This is a genomic window from Patescibacteria group bacterium (genome assembly GCA_028717685.1).
In the GTDB taxonomy this organism is placed as follows: domain Bacteria; phylum Patescibacteriota; class JAQUNI01; order JAQUNI01; family JAQUNI01; genus JAQUNI01.
Genome location: JAQUNI010000001.1, coordinates 144813 through 167694 on the forward strand (window position 1 = coordinate 144813; position 22882 = coordinate 167694).

At 40.1% G+C, this 22882-nt stretch carries 22 protein-coding genes; 3 read left to right on the forward strand and 19 right to left on the reverse strand.

All coding sequences use genetic code 11. The features are described from left to right. Window positions 1–15 precede the first annotated feature (15 nt). Window positions 16–972: a UDP-N-acetylmuramate dehydrogenase gene (murB, locus tag PHW01_00770; protein ID MDD5626537.1), complete on the reverse strand. Its 957-nt coding sequence runs from the start codon at window positions 970–972 to the stop codon at window positions 16–18. Between the two features lie 153 nt (window positions 973–1125). On the opposite strand from murB, the gene PHW01_00775 reads away from it, so the two are divergent. Next, window positions 1126–1344 (forward strand): hypothetical protein, encoded by a 219-nt coding sequence (locus tag PHW01_00775; protein MDD5626538.1) that lies wholly within the window; start codon window positions 1126–1128, stop codon window positions 1342–1344. 83 nt (window positions 1345–1427) lie between these two features. Here PHW01_00775 and PHW01_00780 read toward each other — a convergent pair whose 3' ends face one another. Next, window positions 1428–2762, reverse strand: coding sequence for a Mur ligase family protein (locus PHW01_00780; GenBank protein ID MDD5626539.1), 1335 nt, complete (start codon window positions 2760–2762; stop codon window positions 1428–1430). A 105-nt stretch (window positions 2763–2867) separates the two neighbouring features. Between PHW01_00780 and PHW01_00785 the strand changes: the two genes are divergently transcribed. Both PHW01_00785 and PHW01_00790 read left to right on the forward strand, forming a co-directional pair. Next, on the forward strand, window positions 2868–3308 hold the full coding sequence (locus tag PHW01_00785; protein ID MDD5626540.1) for a hypothetical protein: 441 nt from the start codon (window positions 2868–2870) through the stop codon (window positions 3306–3308). A 10-nt stretch (window positions 3309–3318) separates the two neighbouring features. Next, window positions 3319–3921, forward strand: coding sequence for a hypothetical protein (locus PHW01_00790; protein ID MDD5626541.1), 603 nt, complete (start codon window positions 3319–3321; stop codon window positions 3919–3921). 126 nt (window positions 3922–4047) lie between these two features. On the opposite strand, the gene murG is transcribed toward PHW01_00790, so the two are convergent. The 17 genes from murG to PHW01_00875 form a co-directional block, all read right to left on the reverse strand. Continuing rightward, window positions 4048–5142 carry an undecaprenyldiphospho-muramoylpentapeptide beta-N-acetylglucosaminyltransferase gene (gene murG / locus PHW01_00795; GenBank protein ID MDD5626542.1) on the reverse strand — a complete coding sequence of 365 codons (1095 nt, stop codon included), beginning with the start codon at window positions 5140–5142 and terminating at the stop codon, window positions 4048–4050. An 84-nt stretch (window positions 5143–5226) separates the two neighbouring features. After that, entirely contained in the window at window positions 5227–6315 is a 1089-nt protein-coding gene (gene ftsW, locus PHW01_00800; GenBank protein MDD5626543.1) for a putative lipid II flippase FtsW, read from the reverse strand. A gap of 58 nt (window positions 6316–6373) precedes the next feature. Next, window positions 6374–6532, reverse strand: coding sequence for a hypothetical protein (locus tag PHW01_00805; protein ID MDD5626544.1), 159 nt, complete (start codon window positions 6530–6532; stop codon window positions 6374–6376). Continuing rightward, window positions 6529–7497: a carbohydrate kinase family protein gene (locus PHW01_00810; GenBank protein ID MDD5626545.1), complete on the reverse strand. Its 969-nt coding sequence runs from the start codon at window positions 7495–7497 to the stop codon at window positions 6529–6531. Before PHW01_00810 ends, PHW01_00805 begins: the two co-directional genes overlap by 4 nt. Before the next feature lie 279 nt (window positions 7498–7776). Continuing rightward, window positions 7777–9363, reverse strand: a complete 1587-nt coding sequence (gpmI, locus tag PHW01_00815) for a 2,3-bisphosphoglycerate-independent phosphoglycerate mutase (GenBank protein MDD5626546.1) — start codon at window positions 9361–9363, stop codon at window positions 7777–7779. A 180-nt stretch (window positions 9364–9543) separates the two neighbouring features. After that, a complete protein-coding gene (gene eno, locus PHW01_00820; GenBank protein MDD5626547.1) occupies window positions 9544–10836 on the reverse strand; it encodes a phosphopyruvate hydratase in 1293 nt (430 codons plus the stop codon). Window positions 10837–10983: 147 nt separating this feature from the next. Next, the gene (locus tag PHW01_00825) at window positions 10984–12783 is read right to left on the reverse strand and encodes a DUF4012 domain-containing protein (protein ID MDD5626548.1); all 1800 of its coding nucleotides are present in this window, start codon (window positions 12781–12783) and stop codon (window positions 10984–10986) included. A gap of 155 nt (window positions 12784–12938) precedes the next feature. Further along, window positions 12939–13808, reverse strand: a complete 870-nt coding sequence (locus tag PHW01_00830; GenBank protein ID MDD5626549.1) for a glycosyltransferase family 2 protein — start codon at window positions 13806–13808, stop codon at window positions 12939–12941. Window positions 13809–13818: 10 nt separating this feature from the next. Further along, a complete protein-coding gene (locus tag PHW01_00835) occupies window positions 13819–15207 on the reverse strand; it encodes a hypothetical protein (GenBank protein ID MDD5626550.1) in 1389 nt (462 codons plus the stop codon). Window positions 15208–15413: 206 nt separating this feature from the next. Then, window positions 15414–15548, reverse strand: coding sequence for a hypothetical protein (locus PHW01_00840; GenBank protein ID MDD5626551.1), 135 nt, complete (start codon window positions 15546–15548; stop codon window positions 15414–15416). A gap of 79 nt (window positions 15549–15627) precedes the next feature. Then, on the reverse strand, window positions 15628–15906 hold the full coding sequence (locus PHW01_00845) for a hypothetical protein (GenBank protein ID MDD5626552.1): 279 nt from the start codon (window positions 15904–15906) through the stop codon (window positions 15628–15630). Window positions 15907–15921: 15 nt separating this feature from the next. Next, window positions 15922–16917 (reverse strand): glycosyltransferase family 2 protein, encoded by a 996-nt coding sequence (locus PHW01_00850; GenBank protein MDD5626553.1) that lies wholly within the window; start codon window positions 16915–16917, stop codon window positions 15922–15924. 135 nt (window positions 16918–17052) lie between these two features. Further along, window positions 17053–18534: an O-antigen ligase family protein gene (locus PHW01_00855; GenBank protein ID MDD5626554.1), complete on the reverse strand. Its 1482-nt coding sequence runs from the start codon at window positions 18532–18534 to the stop codon at window positions 17053–17055. 132 nt (window positions 18535–18666) lie between these two features. Further along, window positions 18667–19998 carry a hypothetical protein gene (locus PHW01_00860; GenBank protein ID MDD5626555.1) on the reverse strand — a complete coding sequence of 444 codons (1332 nt, stop codon included), beginning with the start codon at window positions 19996–19998 and terminating at the stop codon, window positions 18667–18669. Window positions 19999–20155: 157 nt separating this feature from the next. Next, window positions 20156–21313: a glycosyltransferase family 4 protein gene (locus PHW01_00865; GenBank protein MDD5626556.1), complete on the reverse strand. Its 1158-nt coding sequence runs from the start codon at window positions 21311–21313 to the stop codon at window positions 20156–20158. Window positions 21314–21485: 172 nt separating this feature from the next. Continuing rightward, window positions 21486–22187: a segregation/condensation protein A gene (locus tag PHW01_00870; protein ID MDD5626557.1), complete on the reverse strand. Its 702-nt coding sequence runs from the start codon at window positions 22185–22187 to the stop codon at window positions 21486–21488. Between the two features lie 36 nt (window positions 22188–22223). Beyond that, complete coding sequence (locus PHW01_00875; protein ID MDD5626558.1) at window positions 22224–22715, reverse strand: YbaK/EbsC family protein; 492 nt, start codon at window positions 22713–22715, stop codon at window positions 22224–22226. Window positions 22716–22882 lie beyond the last annotated feature (167 nt).

The following is a 22882-nucleotide window of genomic DNA, read 5'->3' on the forward strand; positions in this document are numbered from 1 at the left end:
AAATGCTTTTATTTCTTATTCAAATCCAATAAATTGAACCTCGGTTTCTAAAATTATTCTGTATTTTTTGTACACTTCTTTTCGCACTAAATCAATTAAATCCAAAACATCTTTGGCTTTGGCTTCTCTCTCATTCACAATGAAATTGGCGTGCTGCTCGGAAATTGCCGCTCCCCCCATCGTCTTATTCTTTAAGCCCAGTTTTTCAATCAAACAAGCCGCCTTGATTTCACCATACTGAACGCATTCAGATGGCACATTTTTTAAAAACCGTTCTCCTTGCTTTAAAGGAATATTTTTAAAAACCGAACCCGCGCAATTCTTATAAGGATGACGCGCCCGCACTGCTTTAGTCCTTTCAATCTTTTCTAAAATTCTTTCTTTATCTGGAGCGGGCTCAAAGACAAAGAGAGCGTCTAGAATAATATTGTGATTTTTTTTAAAGGCACTTTCCCGATAGCCAAATTGACACTCCTTTTGGGTATAAATTTTGACCTGCGAATGCTTCGGATCTAAAACCCAAACGGTCTTGACTTTTTCACCGATAAAATGTCCAAAGGCGCCCGCATTGCCATAAATCGCGCCGCCCACTGTGCCGGGAATGCCAGAGAGATCCTCCAGACCCGCCAAACCTTGATTTAATGATTCTCGGATTAACGCTCCCAAAGCCAAACCCGCGCCACAATGAATTTCTCGGCCGCGGCATTCTAGTTCTTGATTGGCAATTTGAATCACTAAACCCCGAAAACCGCTATCAGCCACAAGAACATTGCTCCCGCCTCCCAATGTATAATAAGGCAATTTAAAATCCTGGGCTACATCTACCGCCTTTATTATATCCTTTTTGTTTTTAGCCGTAAAAAAATAATCTGCCGGTCCCCCAATTTTAAAAGTAGTATATTTTTTTAAATCTTCACTAATCCTTAAACCAGCTAATTCTTTTCTTAAACCCTTTGAAAAAATGTCTATCATTGACTTTGGAATGAAAAATTGTATAATTCAATAATCCCTTTAAAATAGGGAGGTCGAAGCGCCGCTATTTTCTAGTATGCGGAGCTGTGATTCTTAAGTCCGATCAATAATTACAAAACACTTAGCGCCTTTCTGAAACTGGAAAGGGAATAAATGGAGGAAATTGAAATGGATAACATTGTGGATGCCTATGTTGTATCTACAGTTGGAGGAAAAATAGACTGGTACTATTGCCTAATCAAAGACACAGGGAAAAAAATCCTAGCCCAGGCAAAGCATCAGCAAACGGAAATCCCAAAGGAAACGAAGGTCAAGATCAAACTTGCCACTAATAATGATACCATGGGGACAATAACGGAAATAGCACATTAAGAATAATATGCTCACTACAATGGAAAAAATATGAAATCATCTATCCATTGTGGTAAAATGATCTTTTTTCAAGCCAGGAGATATCATAATCCCTGGTTTTTTAATACTGTTATCAATCGAGGAGTTAACTGATTGATATCCCCCGCGCCCATAATCATGACTACATCGTTACGACGTATATTCTTCAATAAATAATGGATGATTTCTGAAAAATGTTCCGAATAAACCGCTTGGGGGCGTTTTCTGCTTATTTCCCGCGCCAGCTTTTGGCTTAAGACGGTTAAATTCGCTTTACTGATTTCATCGCGACCCAAAACACCAAAAATTTTCGTAATCATCACACGATCCGCGTCTTGGAAAGCCTCGCTGAATCCCCGAAACAATTTCTCCGTGCGCTGAATTTGGTGAGGCTGATAAACACACCAAATTCTTCGCTTGCCATATTTCTGCCGCGCCGCCCTCAAGGTCGCCCGAATTTCCGTCGGATGATGAGCATAATCATCTATAACTGTCACTTCTTTATCATATTTAATTTCAAACCTCCGCCAAGCGCCGGTATAGCCATCTAGAGCTTTCAAAATTATTTCTTCTTTTATACCTAAAACCTTCCCCACTGCAAAAGCCGCTAAGGCATTTTTGACATTGTGCTCGCCGGTAATTTTTAAAGCATGCTCTATTGCCTTCCGCGGTCCTTTTTCATAATCAATGATTTTGATTCCTTTCTTAACAATGAAACAATGAAACAATGAAACAATATTACTAACGGCAATCAAAAAACCACCTTGCGGCAATAATTTCACAAAATTCTTAAAAGCCGCTTGAATATCTTTTAGGTCTTTATAATAGTCAAGGTGGTCCTCTTCAATGTTTGTAATCACGATAATATCTGGATGATAATTCAAAAAAGCTCTTTTGTATTCGTCCGCTTCAATCACTAAATATTTGCTTTCGCCCAAACGCGCGTTCGCATTATTTAACTCTTTTAACTTGCTGCCAATAATAATTGCGGGGTCTAATCCGGCTTTTAACAATATTAAAGAAATCATTCCGGTGGTTGTGGTTTTTCCGTGGGTGCCGGAAACGCAAAGCGTAAAATATTTTTTGGTAAGTTCTCCCAGAGCTTCCGGATAAGTGAGACTTCTAATGCCTCGTGCTTTCGCTTCCCGCAATTCAGAATTATTTTCGGAAATGGCTAAGTTATAAACCACCAAATTAGTATTTAAAGGCAAATTTCCCTTTTGATGTTTGCCAATCTTGACTTGCGCGCCTAATTTTCTTAAATCCTTTATCGTTTCCGAATCCGCTAAATCTGAACCCGAAATCTTGTATCCTTTTTCTAAATAAATCCGCGCTAAGCCCGAAATTCCAATCCCGCCAATGCCGATAAAATGGATTTTCACTTTTTTCTTTATTGACATATAATAAAATATGTTCTATATTCAATGGATTGTTTCTATTGTTTTTGTTCTTTGTAATATATCATATATTGAGGGTATTTAACTGCGAAGCGGGAGGTATGGATAATGGCAAAAAGACGAAAAATAGAGATATTATTACTGGCGGCTGCAATAATAGGGATATGGGTGTTTAGTCTTTACCCCGATCCACCCATAAGAAAGCTATCTTACCAAGAAAAAAGATTCGGCATGATCTTAACAGGAAAGAAATATGTGGACTGCCGAAGTAAGCTACACATCACCTATAAAGATTGGGGGGCAGATGGCAATCTGGATGAGGCGGAAAGAAACAAAATCATCAACGGCAATCTAGTAAAGGAAAAGGTCATATTCACCGAGACGCAAAGTGAGGCTGAAAAAGGAAACGCGGATGTTGGGGAATTTAACCATTTGGGGAATTTTGTCCCTAAGGATCCTCATAAACGCTATGTCTGGAACGAATCACCAGAAGGGCAAACATGGCAAGAAAAGTTTGAAAAATTATTAGAAGATTATAATCGACAATAGGAGGGACAGAATGCAAAAATGGTTGTTGATTCTTTGCTTTGCAGCCGTAGTCATGTTCTGCTTTAAGTTGAACACAGCAATTCAAGAAGAGGAGTTCCGATCGCGCAATCTCCTCAATAAAATGCTGGATTTGACAGAAGACGCATCGCGTTATGTCAAACCGACAGAGGGAGATTGGAAATATTTTTCTGATCTCGGCTGGGCATTTATGCCGACTGACGGCAAGAACTGGGCGTATTGGCGGGACAAGCAAGAAAAGGCGCAATTTTTCACCCTCCTTGACCTTGCTCTGTACAAAAATCAGAACAATTTTTATCTACGCCCTTTCCAATATCGCAAGGCATATGCCTTCAATCCCGTAAGTATTGATCGAAAAGAGATTCAGAAAGTTGATAATATTCAAAATGAATATGGGAGAATTTGGATAGAAGTTCAAGAGCCAGGCAGACTGGTTTTCATTGGTCTCACCAAACCTTTAAAATTCCGTCAACCGCGCAAACTCCATTTGGAGATATCAAATCATTATCTTATAGAACGCACAAAAGAATCCGGTGCTTTTTACTGGAAGCCAGTAGGTAAATTAAGTACTAAAACTGAGGCAGAAATTCAATGACTTACAACGCGAGTGTTCCATCACTCGCTTTTTTTATCCTGCATCTTTTTGAATAATACCAGCCAGCCCAGGTTAAAGGACAGGGTGGATGAATCTGACTACCCTGTCTGACGAAAGGTGTGGGATTTATTTTTCCAAAATCTCGGAAGCGATCTTTCGAGCCGCATCAAACTTAGCTAAACCTTTAGCTTTCTTTCTCATTGTTTCAAGCTGATTGGGATTTTTAAATAAACTTGTAATCAAACTAATCAATTTCCGCGAAGTTAAATCTTTTTGTTCTAAAATAATACTCGCCCCTCTTTTTTCAAAAATCTTAGCATTAGCGAGCTGGTGATCAGAAGCAGCAGACGGCAAAGGGATTAAAATTGACGGCTTAGCGCAAGCCGCAATCTCCGCCAAAGAATTAGCACCGGCGCGGGAGATGATAAGATCAGCAATAGAATAAGCCAAAGCTATTTTCTCCCCATCTAAATAAGAATAAGACCGATAGTCCCTCATTTTTCCCTTTGCTGGTTCAAGTCTCTGACTTGAACCGGATTGTACCCCTGTCAAATGAACAATCTGATATCCCTTTAACTTTCCCAATAATTTCCGAATTAAATCGTTAATAAACCGCGCGCCTTGGCTGCCGCCCATCGCCAAAATAGTTGGCTTGTCTTTCGACAAATGAAAAAAATCGCGCGCCTTTACAGGGTCACCCTTCAAAATTTCCTGCCGCACAGGATTGCCAGTAAAAATATATTTACCCTGTAAAGACTTGGCAGATAGCTTCTCCGCAGAATGCGCATTAAATCCCAATAAAACTTTACTCGCCAAGTGCGCCGCGATTCTATTTGCAAGCCCTGGCACCGCATCAGATTCATGGACAATAATTTTTTTATGCAAAATCCAAGCGGCGATTACGACGGGTAGACTCACATAACCACCCTTACTAAAAATCACATTGGGCTTAAATCCCAGAATCAAGAAAAAACTTTGAAAAATCCCCGCCGGAATCTTGAAAAAATCAATCAAATTCCAAAAAGAAAAATAACGCCTGAACTTGCCACAGGCGATTTTTTGAAAAGGGATATGATTTTCTCTCGCTGCTCGCTCCTCGGGATGGTCATCTCCCAGCCAAAACAATTTCAAATCTTTCCTTTGTCTCACGAGTTCCCGAACCACAGCGACAATAGGAATTGTATGACCGCCCGTACCGCCGCCAGTAAGAAGAATACGCATTGATAACGAATTACGAATTTCGAATCACGAATTACGGAAAACCAATTTATAACCGTGATTCGTAATTCTTAATTCGTGAATCGACTACACTGTCTGTTTTGAGATATTTGTCAAAATCCCTACCGCGACCAAAGAAATCACCATAGCAGATCCGCCATAACTAATCAAGGGCAAAGGAACCCCCGTTAAAGGGATTAAACCACTTAAAGCCAGAATATTCATAAAAGCCTGAAAACAAAGCCAAGAAGTGATCCCGCCAGCAAGCAACCGACCAAAGCTATCAGGACTCCCACGCGCAATCTTAAAACCTTGGTAAGTTAAAAAAGAAAAAATAAACACTAAAAAGGAAACCCTGAGGAAGCCCAGCTCCTCACAGATGACCGCAAAAATAGAATCTCCGGCGACCTCGGGTAAATAACTATATTTCTGTCTAGACTGGCCAAAACCCAAACCCCATAACCCTCCCGAACCTTCCGCAATTAGAGCTTGATTTAAATGGTAGCCAATCCCCTGGGGATCCGTTTCGGGATTGCGGAAAACAACAAAACGATTCATCCTATAAGGCGCAATCACAATCAGAAGCCAAAAAGTTAAAGCCAAGATACCGCCAATCATCGCTAAATGAGAGAAGCGGGCGCCGGCTAGATAGAAAACAATCACAGAGGTGAGTAAAATAATAGATAAAGTGCCTAGGTCTGGTTGCAACACAATTAAAAAACTCACCACCCCCAAAATAGCTAAAAAGGGCAGAAAACCATATTGGAAATGGGGGACCTGCTCGCGTTTTTTTGAAAGCCAAGTAGCCAGATAGATGACAAAGGTGAGTTTAAGTAATTCTGTGGGTTGAAAAGAGAAATGACCGGCTCCAATCCAGCGCCGCGCTCCCTTAAAACCCAATCCGATTCCAGGAATAAACACTAAAATTAAAAGGATCAAAGAAATAATTAAAGCGAGAAAAGCCCATTTTTGCCACTTGTGATAATCAATTTTCGCAAAGATGAGCCAAGCGATAAAACCTAAAAGCGCACCAAAAAAAAATTGGTGGCGCAGATAATAAGCATTGTTGCCGAATCTTTCATAAGACAAAACAGAGCTTGCGGAACCAATCATCACCAGTCCAAAAATCACCAAGGCGAAAACAGTAATAATCAAGGAATAATTCGGTTTGTGCATCAAATCAAAGTTAAAAGTTAAAAGTGCAAAGTTAAAAGTTCAGTTCAAAATTTTAAATTTATTCCTTAAACTTTAAACTAGTAACTGCCTGCCCGCTCACGCGCTTCGCCAGCAGGCTTGTGAGCAGGCGGGTAACTTTGGACTTTGAATTTTTAACTTGAAACTCTTCTTCTATAATAAAAATGAGCCACTTAACTATTCCGTCTATATCCCTCATTTCTCTATTTCCTTCCTCGTCAACAACCCTGATTGCGCCCCGTAGTCTTTGAGCACGCTGGCGCCATTTTTCACTCCCCACAAAAGCGCTGTCCTTATGTCTTTACCCAAAGCAATAGCTCCCAAAAAGGCGGCAGAAAAGGCATCGCCAGCGCCCGTCGTATCCGCAACCTTACTCGCTTTTATCGCCTCTTGAAAGTTTAGTTCTTTACCATCATAAGCCGATGCTCCTCTGGCCCCTTCTGTGATAACCACGATCTTGGGACCCCAAGAAAAAAGTTCGCGCGCAATATTACCAGCAAGCAAAGAAAAATTTTTATTCTTGCTTAAAACAAGCTCAATCGCCTCATCCAAAGTTAAAATTAAAATTTCCACATTACGCAAGATCTCTCGCAACCCTTCATACCCTGAAGACAATTGCGCCAACCCAGGATTAAAGTAAATTTTCATTTTCTTCTTTGCCGCCAAATCTGTTATATCCCTCAACAACTTTAACCATTCGCCAGTGAGGGAAGAAATGTAGATCCATTTGCTCGCAAATCTTTTACGTCCCAGATTTAAATTATTGCTTGCATTTTTGTCCACAAACACAACATGATCTCCGCCGCCCTTCTCATCTATAATAACCACGGAGAGATCAGTCCTCTCTTTTCTATCCCAAGAAATGAGCGTCCCGGAAACTTTCGCGGCTTTAAGATTTTTCTTAATCTTCAGACCATCCAAGTCGCGGCCCAAGTTCACCCGGCAAGCTACGCGCAAACCTAATTTTGCTAATCCTACCGCCACATTGCAAGCTCCACCTCCAAAATTATCATAAGTATGCAGAACCGGAATTTTGGCGCCATATTCAAAACCCAAAAGCTTATTCGCCAATGGATCATGATTGGTGGTAATTAGCTTGCCTGCTGCGGTGCGGATCACGATATCGCGGGTTGAGCCGCCAAAAGTTACCACATCGTAGTGCATAAATTTAAAATTAATCCTTCAACAAATTTCAGGATTAATGCTGAGCAAAGCCGAAGCATTAACCCTTCAGCAAAGTTCAAAAATAATATTGAACAAAGCCGAGGTATTAAAGTTTCTTTAGGAGTATTCAATCGCGAACCCCGTTACAGAACTTCGTTCTCTAACCCCATCTAGAAATTTATTTCTAACGGGGCTGACGGTTTTCGCTGACCCCATTAAATGTTTACTATCCAACGGGGTGAATAAAATTTACAAAGATGAGAGCCACGGGAGTGTGGATTATTTCAGCAATACTTCCAGAAGATTGATTCCCGTCATCTCTTTAGGTTTGGGGATGTCCAGGAACGCTAAAACTGTGGGCGCGATATCGGAAATTAGCCCTAAAGGATAACTCCCGTCAATATAATCAAGTGCGCTCTCTCTCCCCTTGCCTTTTAAATCTTCAGCAATCAAAATGACAGGCACGGGGTTACTACTATGTTTTGTCTCGGTGGTACCGGTCTTAAGATCTAATAATTCTTCCGCATTTCCATGATCTGCGGTTATAATAAGAGCGCCGCGCTGCGCTAAAACCTCATTCACAATTTGCTCTAAGCATTTATCCATGAACTCAACCGCTGAAATAGTAGCGGTTAAGTTCCCCGTATGACCCACCATATCTGGATTGGCAAAATTCACTACTATAAAGTCATATTTCTTTGCTTTCAATTCTTGGATAATACGCTTCGTTACCTCCGGAGCACTCATCTGGGGTATTTCGGCATAATTTTTATTCCTTGGGGAGGGGATCAACACATAATCCTCACCCGGCCAGGGTTTTTCATATCCGCCATCAAAAAAATAAGTTACATGGGCATATTTCTCAGTTTCAGCAATATGCATCTGGAAAAGTCCTGCCCGGCTTAATGTTTCCGCTAAAGTCATTTTTATTTTTTCCTCCTGAAAAGCCACATGAGATGGACAATTTTTACTATAAGCTGTCATGCCTACAAAAAACAAATCACGGATTTGTTTACCGCGTTCAAACTTTTTGAAATCATCTTCTATAAAAGCGCTGGTAATTTCGCGCGCCCGATCTGCCCGATAATTAAAAAAGATTAAAGCATCATGATCTTGCACTAATCCGACCGGTTTGTCATTTTTATCCACGATAACCAAGGGCTCAATATTTTCATCAAAAATATTTTGAGCGTAATAAGATTTAATTTCCTCATAAAAATTCTGTATCTTTTTGCCTTGCCCTTGCGCCATCATCCCATAGGCCTTCTCTACCCTATCCCAATGATTATCGCGGTCCATTGCAAAAAAACGGCCGCAGAGAGTAGCCACCTTCCCAATTTTTAAAGTGTGAATTTGGGAATCCAAAATTTTTAGATAAGAAAGACCGGCCTGCGGAGCAGTATCGCGCCCATCTAAAAAAGCGTGAATAAAAACGTCTTTAACATCTTCCCCTTTAACTAGCTCCAAGAGGGCAAAGAGATGATCCATATAACTATGCACACCGCCAGAGCTCAATAACCCCATTAAATGCAAACGGGAATTATTCTTTTTGACATGTTCTATTGCTTCCAAAAAAGCAGGAATTTTAAAAAATGAACCGTCTTCAATAGCGTTATTAATCTTAGGCAAGTCCTGTAAAATGAGCCGTCCCGAACCTAAATTTAAATGCCCAACTTCGGAGTTGCCCATTTCCTGCCAAGGCAAACCAACAGCCTCCCCTGACGCTTGCAATGTGGCGGCGGGGAATGTTTTAGCAAGATCATTAAAAACAGGGGTCTGCGCTTCCCTCACAGCGTTCACCCGCGTCGGCGGACCAATGCCCCAACCGTCTAAGATAATTAAAACTACGGGACGATACTTTTTCATAGATGATTAACAAAAAAATAATCTAAAACATCTCTGAAAATTTCTAATTTTCAATAAATCAATTTTTAAACCTCTCACAGAATAAAGTTTATTGTATTTGATTTGATTAAAGGCTTGATGGGGATTTGAGATTTGAAAATTAAAAGAATTAAAAATTTAATAAAAATTGAAAATTAGAAATTAGAAATTATTTATCTGTTCCTCAATTTCCATCAGCCGATTATACTTACAAATCCTCTCACTCCGAGAAAGGGAGCCGGTCTTGATTTGTCCTGCCCGTGTCCCCACGGCTAAATCAGCGATAAAAGTATCGCAAGTTTCACCTGAACGATGAGAAATAATCGTGTCAAAATTATTTTTTTGGGCTTCTCTAATACAATCCAAGGTTTCCGTTAAAGTGCCGATTTGATTTAACTTGATTAAAATTGCATTTGCTGCCTTTTCTTGAATCGCTCGCTTTAATCTCTGAAGGTTGGTCACTAAAAGATCATCGCCAATAATTTGAACTTTCTCTCCTAATTTCTGCACAAGCGAAATCCAGCCTTGCCAATCATCTTCAGCTAAACCATCTTCAATGACGGAAATCGGATACTTTTCCACCCATTCACAATAAAGACCGACCATCTGATCGCTGGAGAGAGACAAGCCTTCATTTTTAAAAAGATAGCTTCCTTGCTCAAAGAAAGAGCTTGCCGCCACATCTAAACCCAAAACAAAATCCACAGGCATTTTAAAACCGCCTCTCGCCATTGCTTCAACAACAAGCTCTACCGCCTGCTGATTAGAATCCAGATTAGGCGCCAATCCTCCCTCGTCGCCCACATTAGTATTATACCCTTTCTCTTTACACAGTTCGCGCAAACAATGAAAAACTTCGCTGCCCATTCTCACCGCTTCAGTAAAACTCCCTGCCCCTGCTGGAACCGCCCAAAACTCCTGAAAGGATAAACGATTATCCGCATGTTTCCCGCCTTCTAAAAGATTGAAACAGGGCATCGGCAAATCTTCGGAAATTGGTTTAATTATAAAACTATCTTTATTGTTGCTCGGCACAGATGAAAGTTTGCGAATCCATTGCCAAAGTTCTAATTTTTGCATTTGAGCGGCAACACGGGCAACACCCAAAGAGACAGAAAGAATCGCATTTGCCCCCAAACGGGATTTATTCTCCGTGCCATCCAGCCCCATCATCCGCTCGTCAATCTCTTTCTGTTTTACAACATCCATACCCTTTAAGGCTTCTAAGATTTCATTATTGACATTCTTGCAAGCTGTAAGCACCCCTTTACCTAAATATCTTTTCGGGTCATTGTCCCGTAATTCCCACATCTCAAACTTACCCGTCGAAGCTCCCGAGGGTACCGCGGCTTTTGCTTTCAAACCATTATCTAAAACAATTTTTGTTTCAATTGTCGGCTCGCCGCGGGAATCTAAGATCTCCCGGGCTTTAATGGTTTTTATTTTAGAGGACATAAATTAAATTTAAAATTCAAAACTAAAAATGAAAAATTATCATCGCTTTGCGAGATCTCGCGAAGCGAGACAATGCAAAATTTTAAAAATTTTTATCATTTTTACATTTTAATTTGTCATTTTGATTTTTAATTTTTACACTTTACATTATAATTTAAATTCCCTATCCTCCACCAAATCGGTCTTAAATTCACGCGCGGCTCCATTCCAGTCAATTTTCACATTTAACTCGTGATCTACTGTCCCTGCCTGTTTCTGGGCATAAAGAGAATAAGCTTGCTCAGTTATTCTAATCGGCAGTTTGTATTCTAAAGTGACCGACTCGGTCGTTTTTGGTTCTGTGACTTTAAAAAAGGAAAACACAGTCTTGCCTAATTCTTCATAGGTCGCGGGTTCGCTTTCATTGCCGGAAATATTGATTAATTCCGCTCCTTTGGGCACATAAACGCGCGCATAGGTGCGGTAGCGCGTTGACCGCCAGTTAAATTCGCCAATGTGATTGTAAGTCATTGTAAGGCGCGCGATAGGATTTCCTTTCCCATCCCAATTCACCTCATAATCAATAGTGCGCTTTACAAAGGGGTCGCTTTTAAGGCTCGCTAAATTGCAATCAACATACAAGAAATAATCGCTAGGCGTTTCCTTTATCCGCCCATCCCAATCAGATAAAGCAATTATTTTCTGCAAGGCAGGGTCATTAAGATAAACTAACGCATGCTTTTCACTAAATCCCTGGACAACAATATTAAAGAGTTCCAATAATTTATCCTTGGGCAAAGTTAATGCCCGAGCAATGAGAATCTCGCCAAAATCGCTAATAATACCTTTACGCTGCGTTTTATCCTCAAATTTATAAAAATTCTTTTCCACGTGAAATTCCAATTGGTCAGTAAAATTTTCGCTGGTGAACTCATAAGGATAATCGGGGACCTTCACCGACCCCGTCAATTGCAAAATCTTCTCAATGAACGTAGGAGTAATAGCGATGACGCCATCCAATGCTTCCCCTCCCCCTTCTAATTTATAAAACCACTCCGCTTTTTCGGCGGCTACAGAAAAATCAGGGGACCAGTTGGAATCACGAAAATACCATTCAAATCTTTTATTATAATCTTGAAAAGGCTTCGGCGTCTCAATTTCACTAGTATACTGTTTATCTAAATTATAAGAATCATCGGTAGTGAAACTCGCAATCTCGCCATTTTTCAATTTCAAAATACCATAGGTGCCGATAAAACCACCCGATGGCCTCAACTCCGTATTATTTTGAAACAGAAAAAGATAAGTCTTCTCTTGTGGATATCCCAGCATATTGGGTAAAACCTCCGATGCAAGAATAAGTTTATCCACTGTCTTTTGCAATAAGGGCATTTTTCCCTTCATCAAATCAATAGTTCCACCAATTTGCGGCAAAAGACCGATAGTGCTAATACTCTCTAAATCCCTTTTTGCTTCTTCTAGTTTATGCTTAGTCTCCTCTAATAAAGGTGTCGATTCAGAAAGCACCTTCAGACTTTCTCTCTTTTTTTCCTCCCCCGCTTTCTCTAGTGTACTATCCAGAGGATTCAGAACGGTATTGGCAACATTGGCTAGGTTAGCAAGCGCTCCGCTCAACTCGGAAGCGGAAATAAGCAGGCTGTCTATGGCAACCACCTGATTACCAAGAAGGGGAATTCCTTTATACCAAGCGAGGCGCCCCATCTTATCGCGGGCGGCAAGGAATTCTTGGTGGGCTAGAGTTAGATGTAAGGAGGCGTCTTTTAAATTGCCCGCGGACAACTCTTCTTCCGCTTTTGCCACAAAGCTTTTGCCGCGCGAAGCATGGGAGTAGACTGCCCACACCGGCTGACCAAAAACCAAACCCACAATCAAAACAAGGGCTAGAATAACAATAATGAATTTTAAATTGCGATGTTTGGGTTCTTCTTGAGTTGAAAGAGAAAACATTTATGAATAAATTTTTAATTTTCAATTTCTAATTCTTTTAATTTATAAACCATTTACCCAATGGAAAATTTAAAATTGCTAATGGGTTTTGAAAATTCATTCATTAAAAATTTAATGAAAATTAAAAATTAGAAATTGAAAATTCTTTATCGTCACTAACGAGATACCTGTCTGCTCAATGTCCGTGCCCGCGAGAAATTATTTTCTAATCTTTCTTCCCTTGGCTTCGGCACTCCGAAGTATTTAATAAAATATTTCACCGCACTCCTGATATGGATTCGCGCCGCGCGATTGAATAAGGCGGAAAATCCTGATTCAACCGCGCTATCTCGGCGATGGTAATGAATCATTTCGGCTTCCGGATAATAATAAACCTTCCAACCTTTTTCCCAAAAACGCCGGCACCAATCCATATCTTCAAAATATAAGAAATAACGTTCATCCATTAATCCTACGTCTCTAATAGCCGCTAGCCGCACCATCATACAAGCGCCAAAAATCCAATCTACCTCCTGAATCTTCTTGTGATTAATATCTTCCATTAAAAACTTCTGAAGAGCTTTCTTGGCAAAACCAAAGCGACCTAAAAATGTTCTCCGATAAAGAATGAGTTTCGGGGTAATAAACCTGCGGCAAGAACTCTGCACAGACAAGTCTGGATTTAAAAGTTTAGGGCCGATTAAAGCGACCTCGGGGCGCTTCTCCATAAACTCTAACATTTTTTCTAAAGCATTGCCTCGCATGATAATGTCTGGATTTAAAAAAACCAAATATTTTGCCGTATTGGGCGCGTTATTAATTCCCCAATTAATTGCCGTTCCAAAACCGCTATTATACTGCGAGGCTAGAACCTTAATCTCGGGAAAATCCTTCTGCATCATCGCGAAAGATTCATCTTCCGAAAAATTGTCAATCACTAAAATTCTCCTTTCCATCCCGGGATTATTTTTTAAAATGGAATCCAAACACTGCCGCAATAACGCAGGGGTTTTATAGTTGATAATGACGATAAAAAAATTATCCATAAAATATAATTTACTCTAGAGTTTCTCCTTTTGGCAAGCTGTCTAGATATTGAGCTGAAACGATTTTAACCCAGCTCCATTTATAACCTAAAGATTTGAATGTCTCTAAATTCTTGATGGGACGCAGATTACCATATTCCACCGCATAAATACCAGGGCGACCTTTCGCCTGGACAATAACACCGTCATTTAAAACCATAGGTTTATCCGTGGGATAGCTTGCCATTTCTTCCTCCGAAATAATCTTAACATCCTTCCAAGAATAGCTATTGGCTTGAAAAACATTCCATTCCGCAATATGGCGGCGTTTGCCATAATCCAAGACATAAATCGCCGGATTTTTCTTAGTGCGAATTAAAGTGCCGTCAATTTTTTTGGCTCCCGATTCCGCCGCCGGACCGCCCGCAATGCTCGCAAGTTCTATATCGCTTATCTTTTTTACATCTCCCATCTTATAACCCAAATCTTTTAAAACTTTCATACTGGCAATATGGCGGCGGCGGTTGTTTTCAATGACATAAATTGCCGGACCGCTGCCCCGCACCAATGTTCCGTTGGGATAAGTCATTCGCAATCCTGAATTCGGGTAACCGTCAATTTCGCTTTGGTCCACCGCAATAATCTGACTGTTGCTATAACCGCGAGCCTTGAAGACAGCCAAATTAGTAATCAACATCTTTTCCACCCGCTCTTCATCTTCATTATATATGGTGAGATAGATCGCTCGCCCTCCTTGCGCGCGCAAGAGATTGCCGGCAGGATGAGAAAGCAAAAACCAATTTCGCCACCCCTGCCAAAGAAGCACAAAATTGCGGTTGGCGCCGTGATTCACGCCATCACCCACCACCGGCGTATAGTTGTAATTCACCGCCGTGGCAATATTTTTTGGCTTAACAATTTCGCCATCTTCGGTCTTCGCCTCTTTTCCTACTTGGAAGGTATAATTTTCTGGATATTGAAGATAACGATTGCGAATCTGCCAAGCCGCGGATTCCACTTGTTTTTGAAAACCCTTATACCGTTCATCGCAGGCTCCGCCGGAAGGACAGGCAAACCCCATGGCATAATCCAGAGCGCGAGCTGACCGCGCCGCCGCGCTTTTAATTAAAGACTGCTCTTTCTGCAGGGTGGTTAAAAGCCAACAAGTGCTAATTTCATAATCCCTATAAGCATTGGCGATTACTTTTGCCGCGCTCGCGTCTTCCACGGCATAATCAGCCAGACAGCTCCCCTGCGCTTCCAGAAAGCGCTGCACCTCTTTTTCGGTTCTTAGATTGCAAGAATAAAGCTCATTATCCGACAAAAGGTTATTTTTGTCAAAATCAAAGGCTAAAACAAGGTTGGGGATAACTAGCGATAATATTCCTAAAATTAAGAAAATCTTTGTTTTTGTAGTCATTGTTTTTAAAAAAATGAAACTAAACTTAAGCGGATAAGCGAGAATATTCGCCTAAAGAATACTCTTGTTTGCACATTCCAATCATAACAAAAAAAAGAGGAAAGGTCAAAAATGGAATTAGGAATAATAAAAAATGGCTTAATAAAGAATAAGCCATTGAAATTCTACGCCCTTCTTAAGAGGGTGGAATGCACACCTAGCCATCTTTATCCTCCGTGTAATATCGCCTTTGCGAAGTCATCTCCTAAAGAACTCAACATTCCAGGAAATTTTATGCAAATATAGGCAACAGCCGCGATAAAAATTATGATAACAAATCCGATAATAATTTTCTTCCGCATAATATACCTCCTTTTAGGCACTCTCGCTGATTCAGGTCTCCCAAGCCCATAATATGCAAGTCAACAATCAATTCTTAATCTATCGCTTTACCTTTTTTCCGGATGAAAGCCGCGGCGATTCAATTTTTCCGCCCAATTCTTCATAAATTTTAGCAATCGGGCGACCGGGGTTAGTATCATTAAAAGTAATATAAATATCTTCTTCCAGTTCAAAACGAAGCTGGATACCATTATATGACATCTTTGCTTTCTTGCCATTGACAAAACAACCCTTTTCATCAATATGGACTGTGATTTCAGAGACTGGGAAACTGCCCACAGCAATTCGTTGTGCCTTAAAAGTCGCCTCAAACATCATTCGCACCTCCCTTAATCACTCAAAAAAACTTCTGACCTCTCTTGCTTTAACCCTGCGATTTGCCATAATCGCCCGCCGCTTTTTAAAGGCGTGCGGAAGTTGCTTCACTAATTTTAAAAAAGAACCAAACAAGCGGGGTTCGCGCAATAAAACATAACCCCAGCGCTTCAACTCATACCATAAGATAAAAGGCGAATCTAATAAATAATGCCGCAGAAAATCGTTTTTAACAAGCATCAAGCTATGATTCTTAAAAGAAAAGTATTTCGCGCGGAAAGAATGCTTTTTCTTCTCTCGCAAAAAATCTTTACCTTTTGCCTGTTCGCCTAAGCCTGTGCCGCGCTCGTGGTAGGCGATAGCGCGAGGCGCATAGACGCATTTCCAGCCGTATAGATTCATGCGCCACGAGAGATCAATGTCTTCTTTATAATTTTCAAAATCGCAGTCAAAATATTCGCCGAAGATTCGCACGTCTTGAAGCGCTTTTTTCCGAAAGACAGGCAAAGCGCCTGAAACGCCAAAAACTTGCTCTTCTTTCCTATATTGCCCCGCGTCAGCTTCACCGTGCCCGCGGTCAATCACGCGGCGGCTTTTAAAAATTTTAAAACCTGTGGAGTCAATAATGTCAGTCTTTGTTCCATCCTCTTTCATTTGCAATAGTTTACCCGCCAAAGCGCCGACGCGGTCATCCTTCTCCATCACTCCAACCGCGCGCGCAACAAAATCATCTTCCAAAATGATATCGGGATTCATACAGATCACATATTGACCAGAAGCCTGTCTGATTCCCATATTATGACCCTCGGCATAACCTAGGTTTCTCTTATTGTCAATAATCTTAATTTCGCGGAAAATTTTCCGCACAAAATCCACCGAATGATCTTCGGAGCCGTTATCAATAAACACGATTTCCAAATTCGGATAAGTCTGTTCCAAAACCGAATCAAAAGCTTGCTTTAGATATTTCTTACTGTTCCAACCCAAGAGATTGATGGTGACTTTGGGGTTCATAGAATTCTAATAAGAAAATGCATTAAAGAAGTATGTATAATTCAATCATTGTTTCATTGTTGTTTTATTTTAGCAATGAAACAATGGAGCGAGGGCGAAGCCCGAGCGAGAACAATGAAACAATGATTCTGTAAATTATTCTTTAGAAATATAAGATGGCGGCTGGTCTATAACTGCCAAAAGGTAAATAGTCAATACGATATGCGCAATCCCGAAACTAGACATTAAAAATGGCGAGGTGCCGCCTACAATTAAGAGCGCGATTAAACCCGACAAAAAACCCAGAATGAGCGCTTTTTGCTCTTTTCCTAAATCAAATTTAAACCAGAGTAGTTTCAAGCCTTTGAAAAATATGCCTAAGATCACGAGACCCCAAAAAGCAAAACCAATAACCCCCCATTTCACGAGCATATCAAGATATCCCAATTCAAAAGAATAAGGATCCGCCACCTCGGCCTCGGTGCGATAGACGGGGAAATAGGTTCCAAAACCCGTGCCCCAAAAAGGATGGCGCAGAATAGAGCCGCCCAAAACCCGCACTTGGGAAACGCGCTCTCCTACCGAAATAGGGTCCTTTTCCACACTTACGCTCGTAGCTAAACGATTAAAGAAAAAATTGGAAAAAGAGAGATGGAAAAGACCTTGAAAAACAATCTCGGAAATTAAAAACAGAACAATAGCGCCGACTAAAAGTTTAAACCTTTGTTTCCACGATAACCAGAATAAGAGGAATAGAAGAGCGCCGATAATACCCACCCAAAAACCCCGCGTGTAACTCGCGACAATAGCTAGATACACGAATAAAATAGAAACTAAAACGAGGTTTCTAATATTCTTGCTTAAGGATGTCGCTCGCGAACGACATCCTAAATGACCGCGAATAAGAATAAAACTGACTAAGAGCAAAAGTCCGATCTGGATAAAGACGCCATTGCCTGTAAAAAGCCTGTAAGCTCCGTCCGGCATAATCCCGATCTTCCCGCCATAAAACATCCTAGACAATAAGACCTGTTTTAAAAACCAAATATTGATAATACCTAAAGCGGCTAAGAAATATAATAGGGTAAAAATAAAACTCACGGCGACAATAGAAACTAAATAAACTTTGATGAGCTTTTGACCTTCAGAATATTTAGGCAAAACGGTAAGTAAAAGAAAAAATAGGATATAAAACAAAAATCCGTTAGCGTCTTTCAGAATATACTCCAAAGGAAAACCATAAATCCAGCCCAAGAGCCCCCAAAAAATTGGAAAAAAGAAAAAGAGAACTACTAAGGGCTTCGTAAATTTACTCTCTGCTAAAGGCGCCAGACTCACTTTTTTTCTGTAAATATAGAAAAGCCAAACTAAAATCAAAATTGCAAAAAAGGCGACGCGGATTGAAATTGGTCCTTTGAAATCAAGCCATCTGCCGCCGGCACCGCCCAAAACCAATTCCGCAATAAAGACATGCAAAGCATAATCTAATCTGCGCCAAGCCAAAACGAAAAAAACCAAAGCAGTAATAATACTCAAAGGCAAAATCAAAAATTTCCAGGCGAAGACATTAGCTAAAATTGCTAATATAAAGGCGGTACCCAGAACAAAGATGAGAATTTTATTCAAATGATGAAACATAGAAAAATTTTCAATTTTCAGTTTCTAATTTCTATTAAATTTTTAATGAAATAATTTTTAAACAATAAAAAACTACAGCTTAGGAATTAAAAATTAGAAATTTAATAAAAATTAATAATTGATCATTGAAAATTAATCTAAAATCTCTACCAACTTCTTGGTCAAACTTTTGCGTTCAAACTTTATCAACTCACCGTCCGTTAATTCATACCTTAATATTCCTCCCCTCTGCCATTCGGAAAACAATTCCCAAAGTTTCTTTTTAATCCCCGCGATGTCCTGCGGTTCTATAATCTCGCCCACTCCCAGTTGAGTCAAAAAATCACGACAAGCTCCTTGCGGGATAAGAGCTAAAATGGGTTTGCGGGCGCGAAGATGCTCAAAAACCTTGCCGTGGATGTATGATGAACGACCGCGCATTGGTCTGTCCACAAGCAAAAGAACATCTGAAATCAAACGATATTGGACAGCCTCTATATGCGGCTTTAAACCCAAAACCTTTACCCGCGTACCCAAGCCCGTCCTATGAGCCATCTTTTTCTCTTCCAAAGTTAAATTCCCCAAGAAAAAAACTTGCGTTTTGGCTTTCATCTCGGGGTGTTCTAAAAAAAGTTCTTTTAATGCCTGCAGAAAATAACGTGGCGTGTTTCCAGGATGCGAATAATAAAAAGCCCCCGTGTGAGAAATAATAAAGTATTTCTCCAACCTTTTGAACTTATCCAAATCTCTTTCCGCCAAGATAAAATCCTGCTCGTCATAACCATTGAAAAGGAGTGTGATTTTATCCCTATACTTCTTAAAATACTCCCCGACATCTGGCGACGTCACTAAAATTTGATCACAATTCTTGACCACCGCGGTTTCCAAAATTTTTTCTAAGAAAAGGCGAGCAGGGGAGTGGGTTAAGACTGGTTCCAAGGAATCCAGACACCACCCGTCGCGGAAATCAGCGATCCACTTTACATAAGTGCATCTTTTTAAAAATAAACCGAGCAGGTGAGAGGTAGCGGGCGGAAAAGAGGACACTACATACTCTACCCTATATTTTTTAATAATCCAAAGGGCGTAAAAAAAAGCAAAAACTAACCAAGTAATCTTGGAATCCGGGAATAAAAACCAAGTTTTGATGAATTGTTTAATCCTGGCTTGCCAAAAATTGTTCTTAATTTCCGAATAGCCAGCAATATTTTGATTACTTCCTCCCCCTTCTTTGACTACTAAATTACGCAATTCCCCTGCCCGATACACCAAGGCCTCTTTATCCTCGCGACGTTTTTTCCTGTCCAATCTCTTTGCTAAAGTAAAGCTCTTCATCCGATCGTAGCGCCGCGAGAAATAAGAAGTAGTTAAAACAATCGGGCACACACCAAAATCCGGCAAATACTTTACGAATTTTTCAATTCTCTGCGTGCCGGCGTTATTGACTGGAGGATAGTAGTAGGCGAGAAATAAAATATTTTTCATAAGGTGTAAAAATAATTTCCAATTTTCAATTACTAATTTCTATTAAATTTTCAATTACTTAATTTTTAAACTATTTGCCCCGTTTGGAAATTTTTCATTTCTAACGGCGTTTGAAAATTGATTCATTAAAAATTTAATGAAAATTAAAAATTAGAAATTAAAAATTTTCACTAATACTTACTGAACTTCTTATAAAATCTTTTGTTATCTTCTCCCAATTAAACTCCGCTTTCACCCTCCGACGCCCTGCTTCTCCCATCTTCTTCCTTAAATTCTCGTCTTCCAAAAGCTGAATCACCTTGAAAGCTAAATCCTTAGGGTTTTCTGGGTCAACCAAAAATCCTGTTTCGCCATCAATAATGGCTTCAGGTATGCCGCCTGATCTGCCGCCAATTACGGGACAACCGCAGGCATTCGCCTCCAAAAAAACCATCCCAAAACCTTCCACGTCCTCGCGAATCTGCCTAGAAGGCATCAAAAAAATATCTGCTAAATTGTAAAGGCGGGGTAAATCCGCATCCCGCACAAAACCAATAAACTCCACCGCTTCTTGAATTCTAGGATCGGAACTTTTTTCTACCATTGCACGCAACCTTGCTTCATCCGGCCCCTTGCCTCCTATAAGATAAATGGTGTTGGGGAATTTTTCCAAAATCGCGGGCAAAGCGCGAATCACCAAATCAAAACCCTTGCGGCTGACGAGCCGCGAAACCGAAAGAAGAATTTTTTTTTCGGGAGGAATATGATATTTTTTCTTCACCTCTGCCGTTGCCAAACCAGACCGGAAACAGCTACCGTCCACTCCCGGATAAATCACGCTAATCTTTTCCGCTGGCAAACCCAAAAGTGACATTTCTTCTTTGGTAAAATTGCTGTTCGCGATCCCGCCGGCAGCCTCTTTGTAAATTATCTTCACTAAATAACGCAAAAAACGCGATTTCCGCATCGCTAAAATATCCAAACCATAAGCCCAGACAAAATAGGGAAGACCCAAAAGCTTTTTTAAAACCCACGCCGCAAGGTAGGAAGCAAAACCATGGGCGGCTTGCACAAATTCCACTTTCTCTTTTAAGGCAATCCAAAGGCTAAAAAAGGGGGAAACAAGCCATTTTGGTTTGGAAAAACGCGTCTCTAATCCTCTTCTATAAATCGGATAATTCTGCCATCGGTCAAAATCCCGGCCGAATTCTCTCCTTTTATTCGTTAAGACCACCACTTTCCCTTTTGGCAATCTTTTAATGATATTATGCAAACACAACTCAATACCCCCCGTAGCCGGACAAAAAATGGTCGTGATGAATAAATTTTTCCGCATAAAAAAATGGCTTCAAGATTAACGAGATAAAAAATCCATTTTTGAAAATATCTATATTTTTGCCTAATAATACAATAAATACAAAAAAATTGCAATCTATTTGACCTATTATTGCAATTAGAGAAATGCTTCAAAAAAAATTGATCAGCAATAGGGGACTAGTTCCTCTCCCCTACGCCTTGCTAATTTTAATTTTTGCAAAAGTCCTTTCTTGCTCCGCAATCACCTCTTGACGGCGCAAAAGCTCTAAAAGCGCCAAAAAACTCACAATCTGCCCTAACCTATCCCCCGTCTTGTTCAGGCTTCCCAGGGTCACTTTCATTCGGCTCTCCAAGCACATTTTAATAAAATCAATTTTTTCCCGAACGGAAATACTTTTTCTTAAAGTTCCCTCCTCTAACTTCTCCTCTTCCTCTAAAAAATGCTCGATCATATTAGCATAAATATTGGCTAAGCGGCTGGCTGAAAATTTTAATGGCGGGGAAAAACAAACCTTACGCGAAAACCAAACATTACGGATTAGGCTGTACTCTCCCCTACTCTCTAATTTTTTGAGCTCCCCTGCTAAAAATTTGTATTTTTGATAAATATTAAGCCTCTGTTTCAATTCCTCAATATCTTCCTCTTCTTCGTTCGTCAATTCCAAATCAGGCAGAATTTCTTTGGATTTTAATAAAAGCAATCTCGCCGCTACGACTAAAAACTCCGAGAGTTGCTCGGGATTCACTTTGCGATTCTCAATGTAGGCTAAATATTGATCCGCTATCTTGGCTAAAGAAATGTCTGTAATCTTCAGCCTTTCATCTTCAATCAACTGCAGCAGCAAATCTAGCGGACCTTGAAATTTCTCCAGCTGAAAATGGTATGGGCGCATTGATATTTATCCCCCACCAATTGGTATAGATAGAGGTTATCTTGCTTTTGAAAACAAACCCTCAACTGGCTTTTCAATCTTGCGGTAAACCGAAGCGGTAATTTTGATTGCTTCTTCAAAACTACCAGCGTTTAAAATAATCTTTTTATTTTTAAGCAATAATTTATCAATGTAGGTTTTCTGTTTATAAAGCGAACCGAAGGGAACAAGGGTACCGGCTTTTTTGGTGATCTTCATTTTAATCTGCGCCTCACTGGCAATTTTCAGCTTCTGGCAAGCCCGCTCGCCCATTTTCTTCCGCTCGGCATTAATAAGTTTTTTGAGCCTCATAATATCCAAACGACGGTTTCCTGGCACTACCGCGAATATAAATTCCGTATCTGCCCGTACCAGTAAAGTTTTGGCAATCTCTTTTAAATCCGCGCGCAAGGTTTGGGCAAGGTCAAATGTCGTATAAACGGTTTTATGCGGCATTAACTTATAAACCGCCTTTGATTTTTTTAGAAAATTTTCTAGACGTTTGAGCATAGATGTATGATTAAAATTATTCTAATTGACCTAATTATTCTAATTATTCTAAAAAATGACCAATGTCCAAGCACCAATGAATCAATTAATAACAGAATTAGGTAATTGGGATTTAGTTATTAGGATTTATTTAGGTTAATTAGAACAATTAGAATAATTAGAATAAT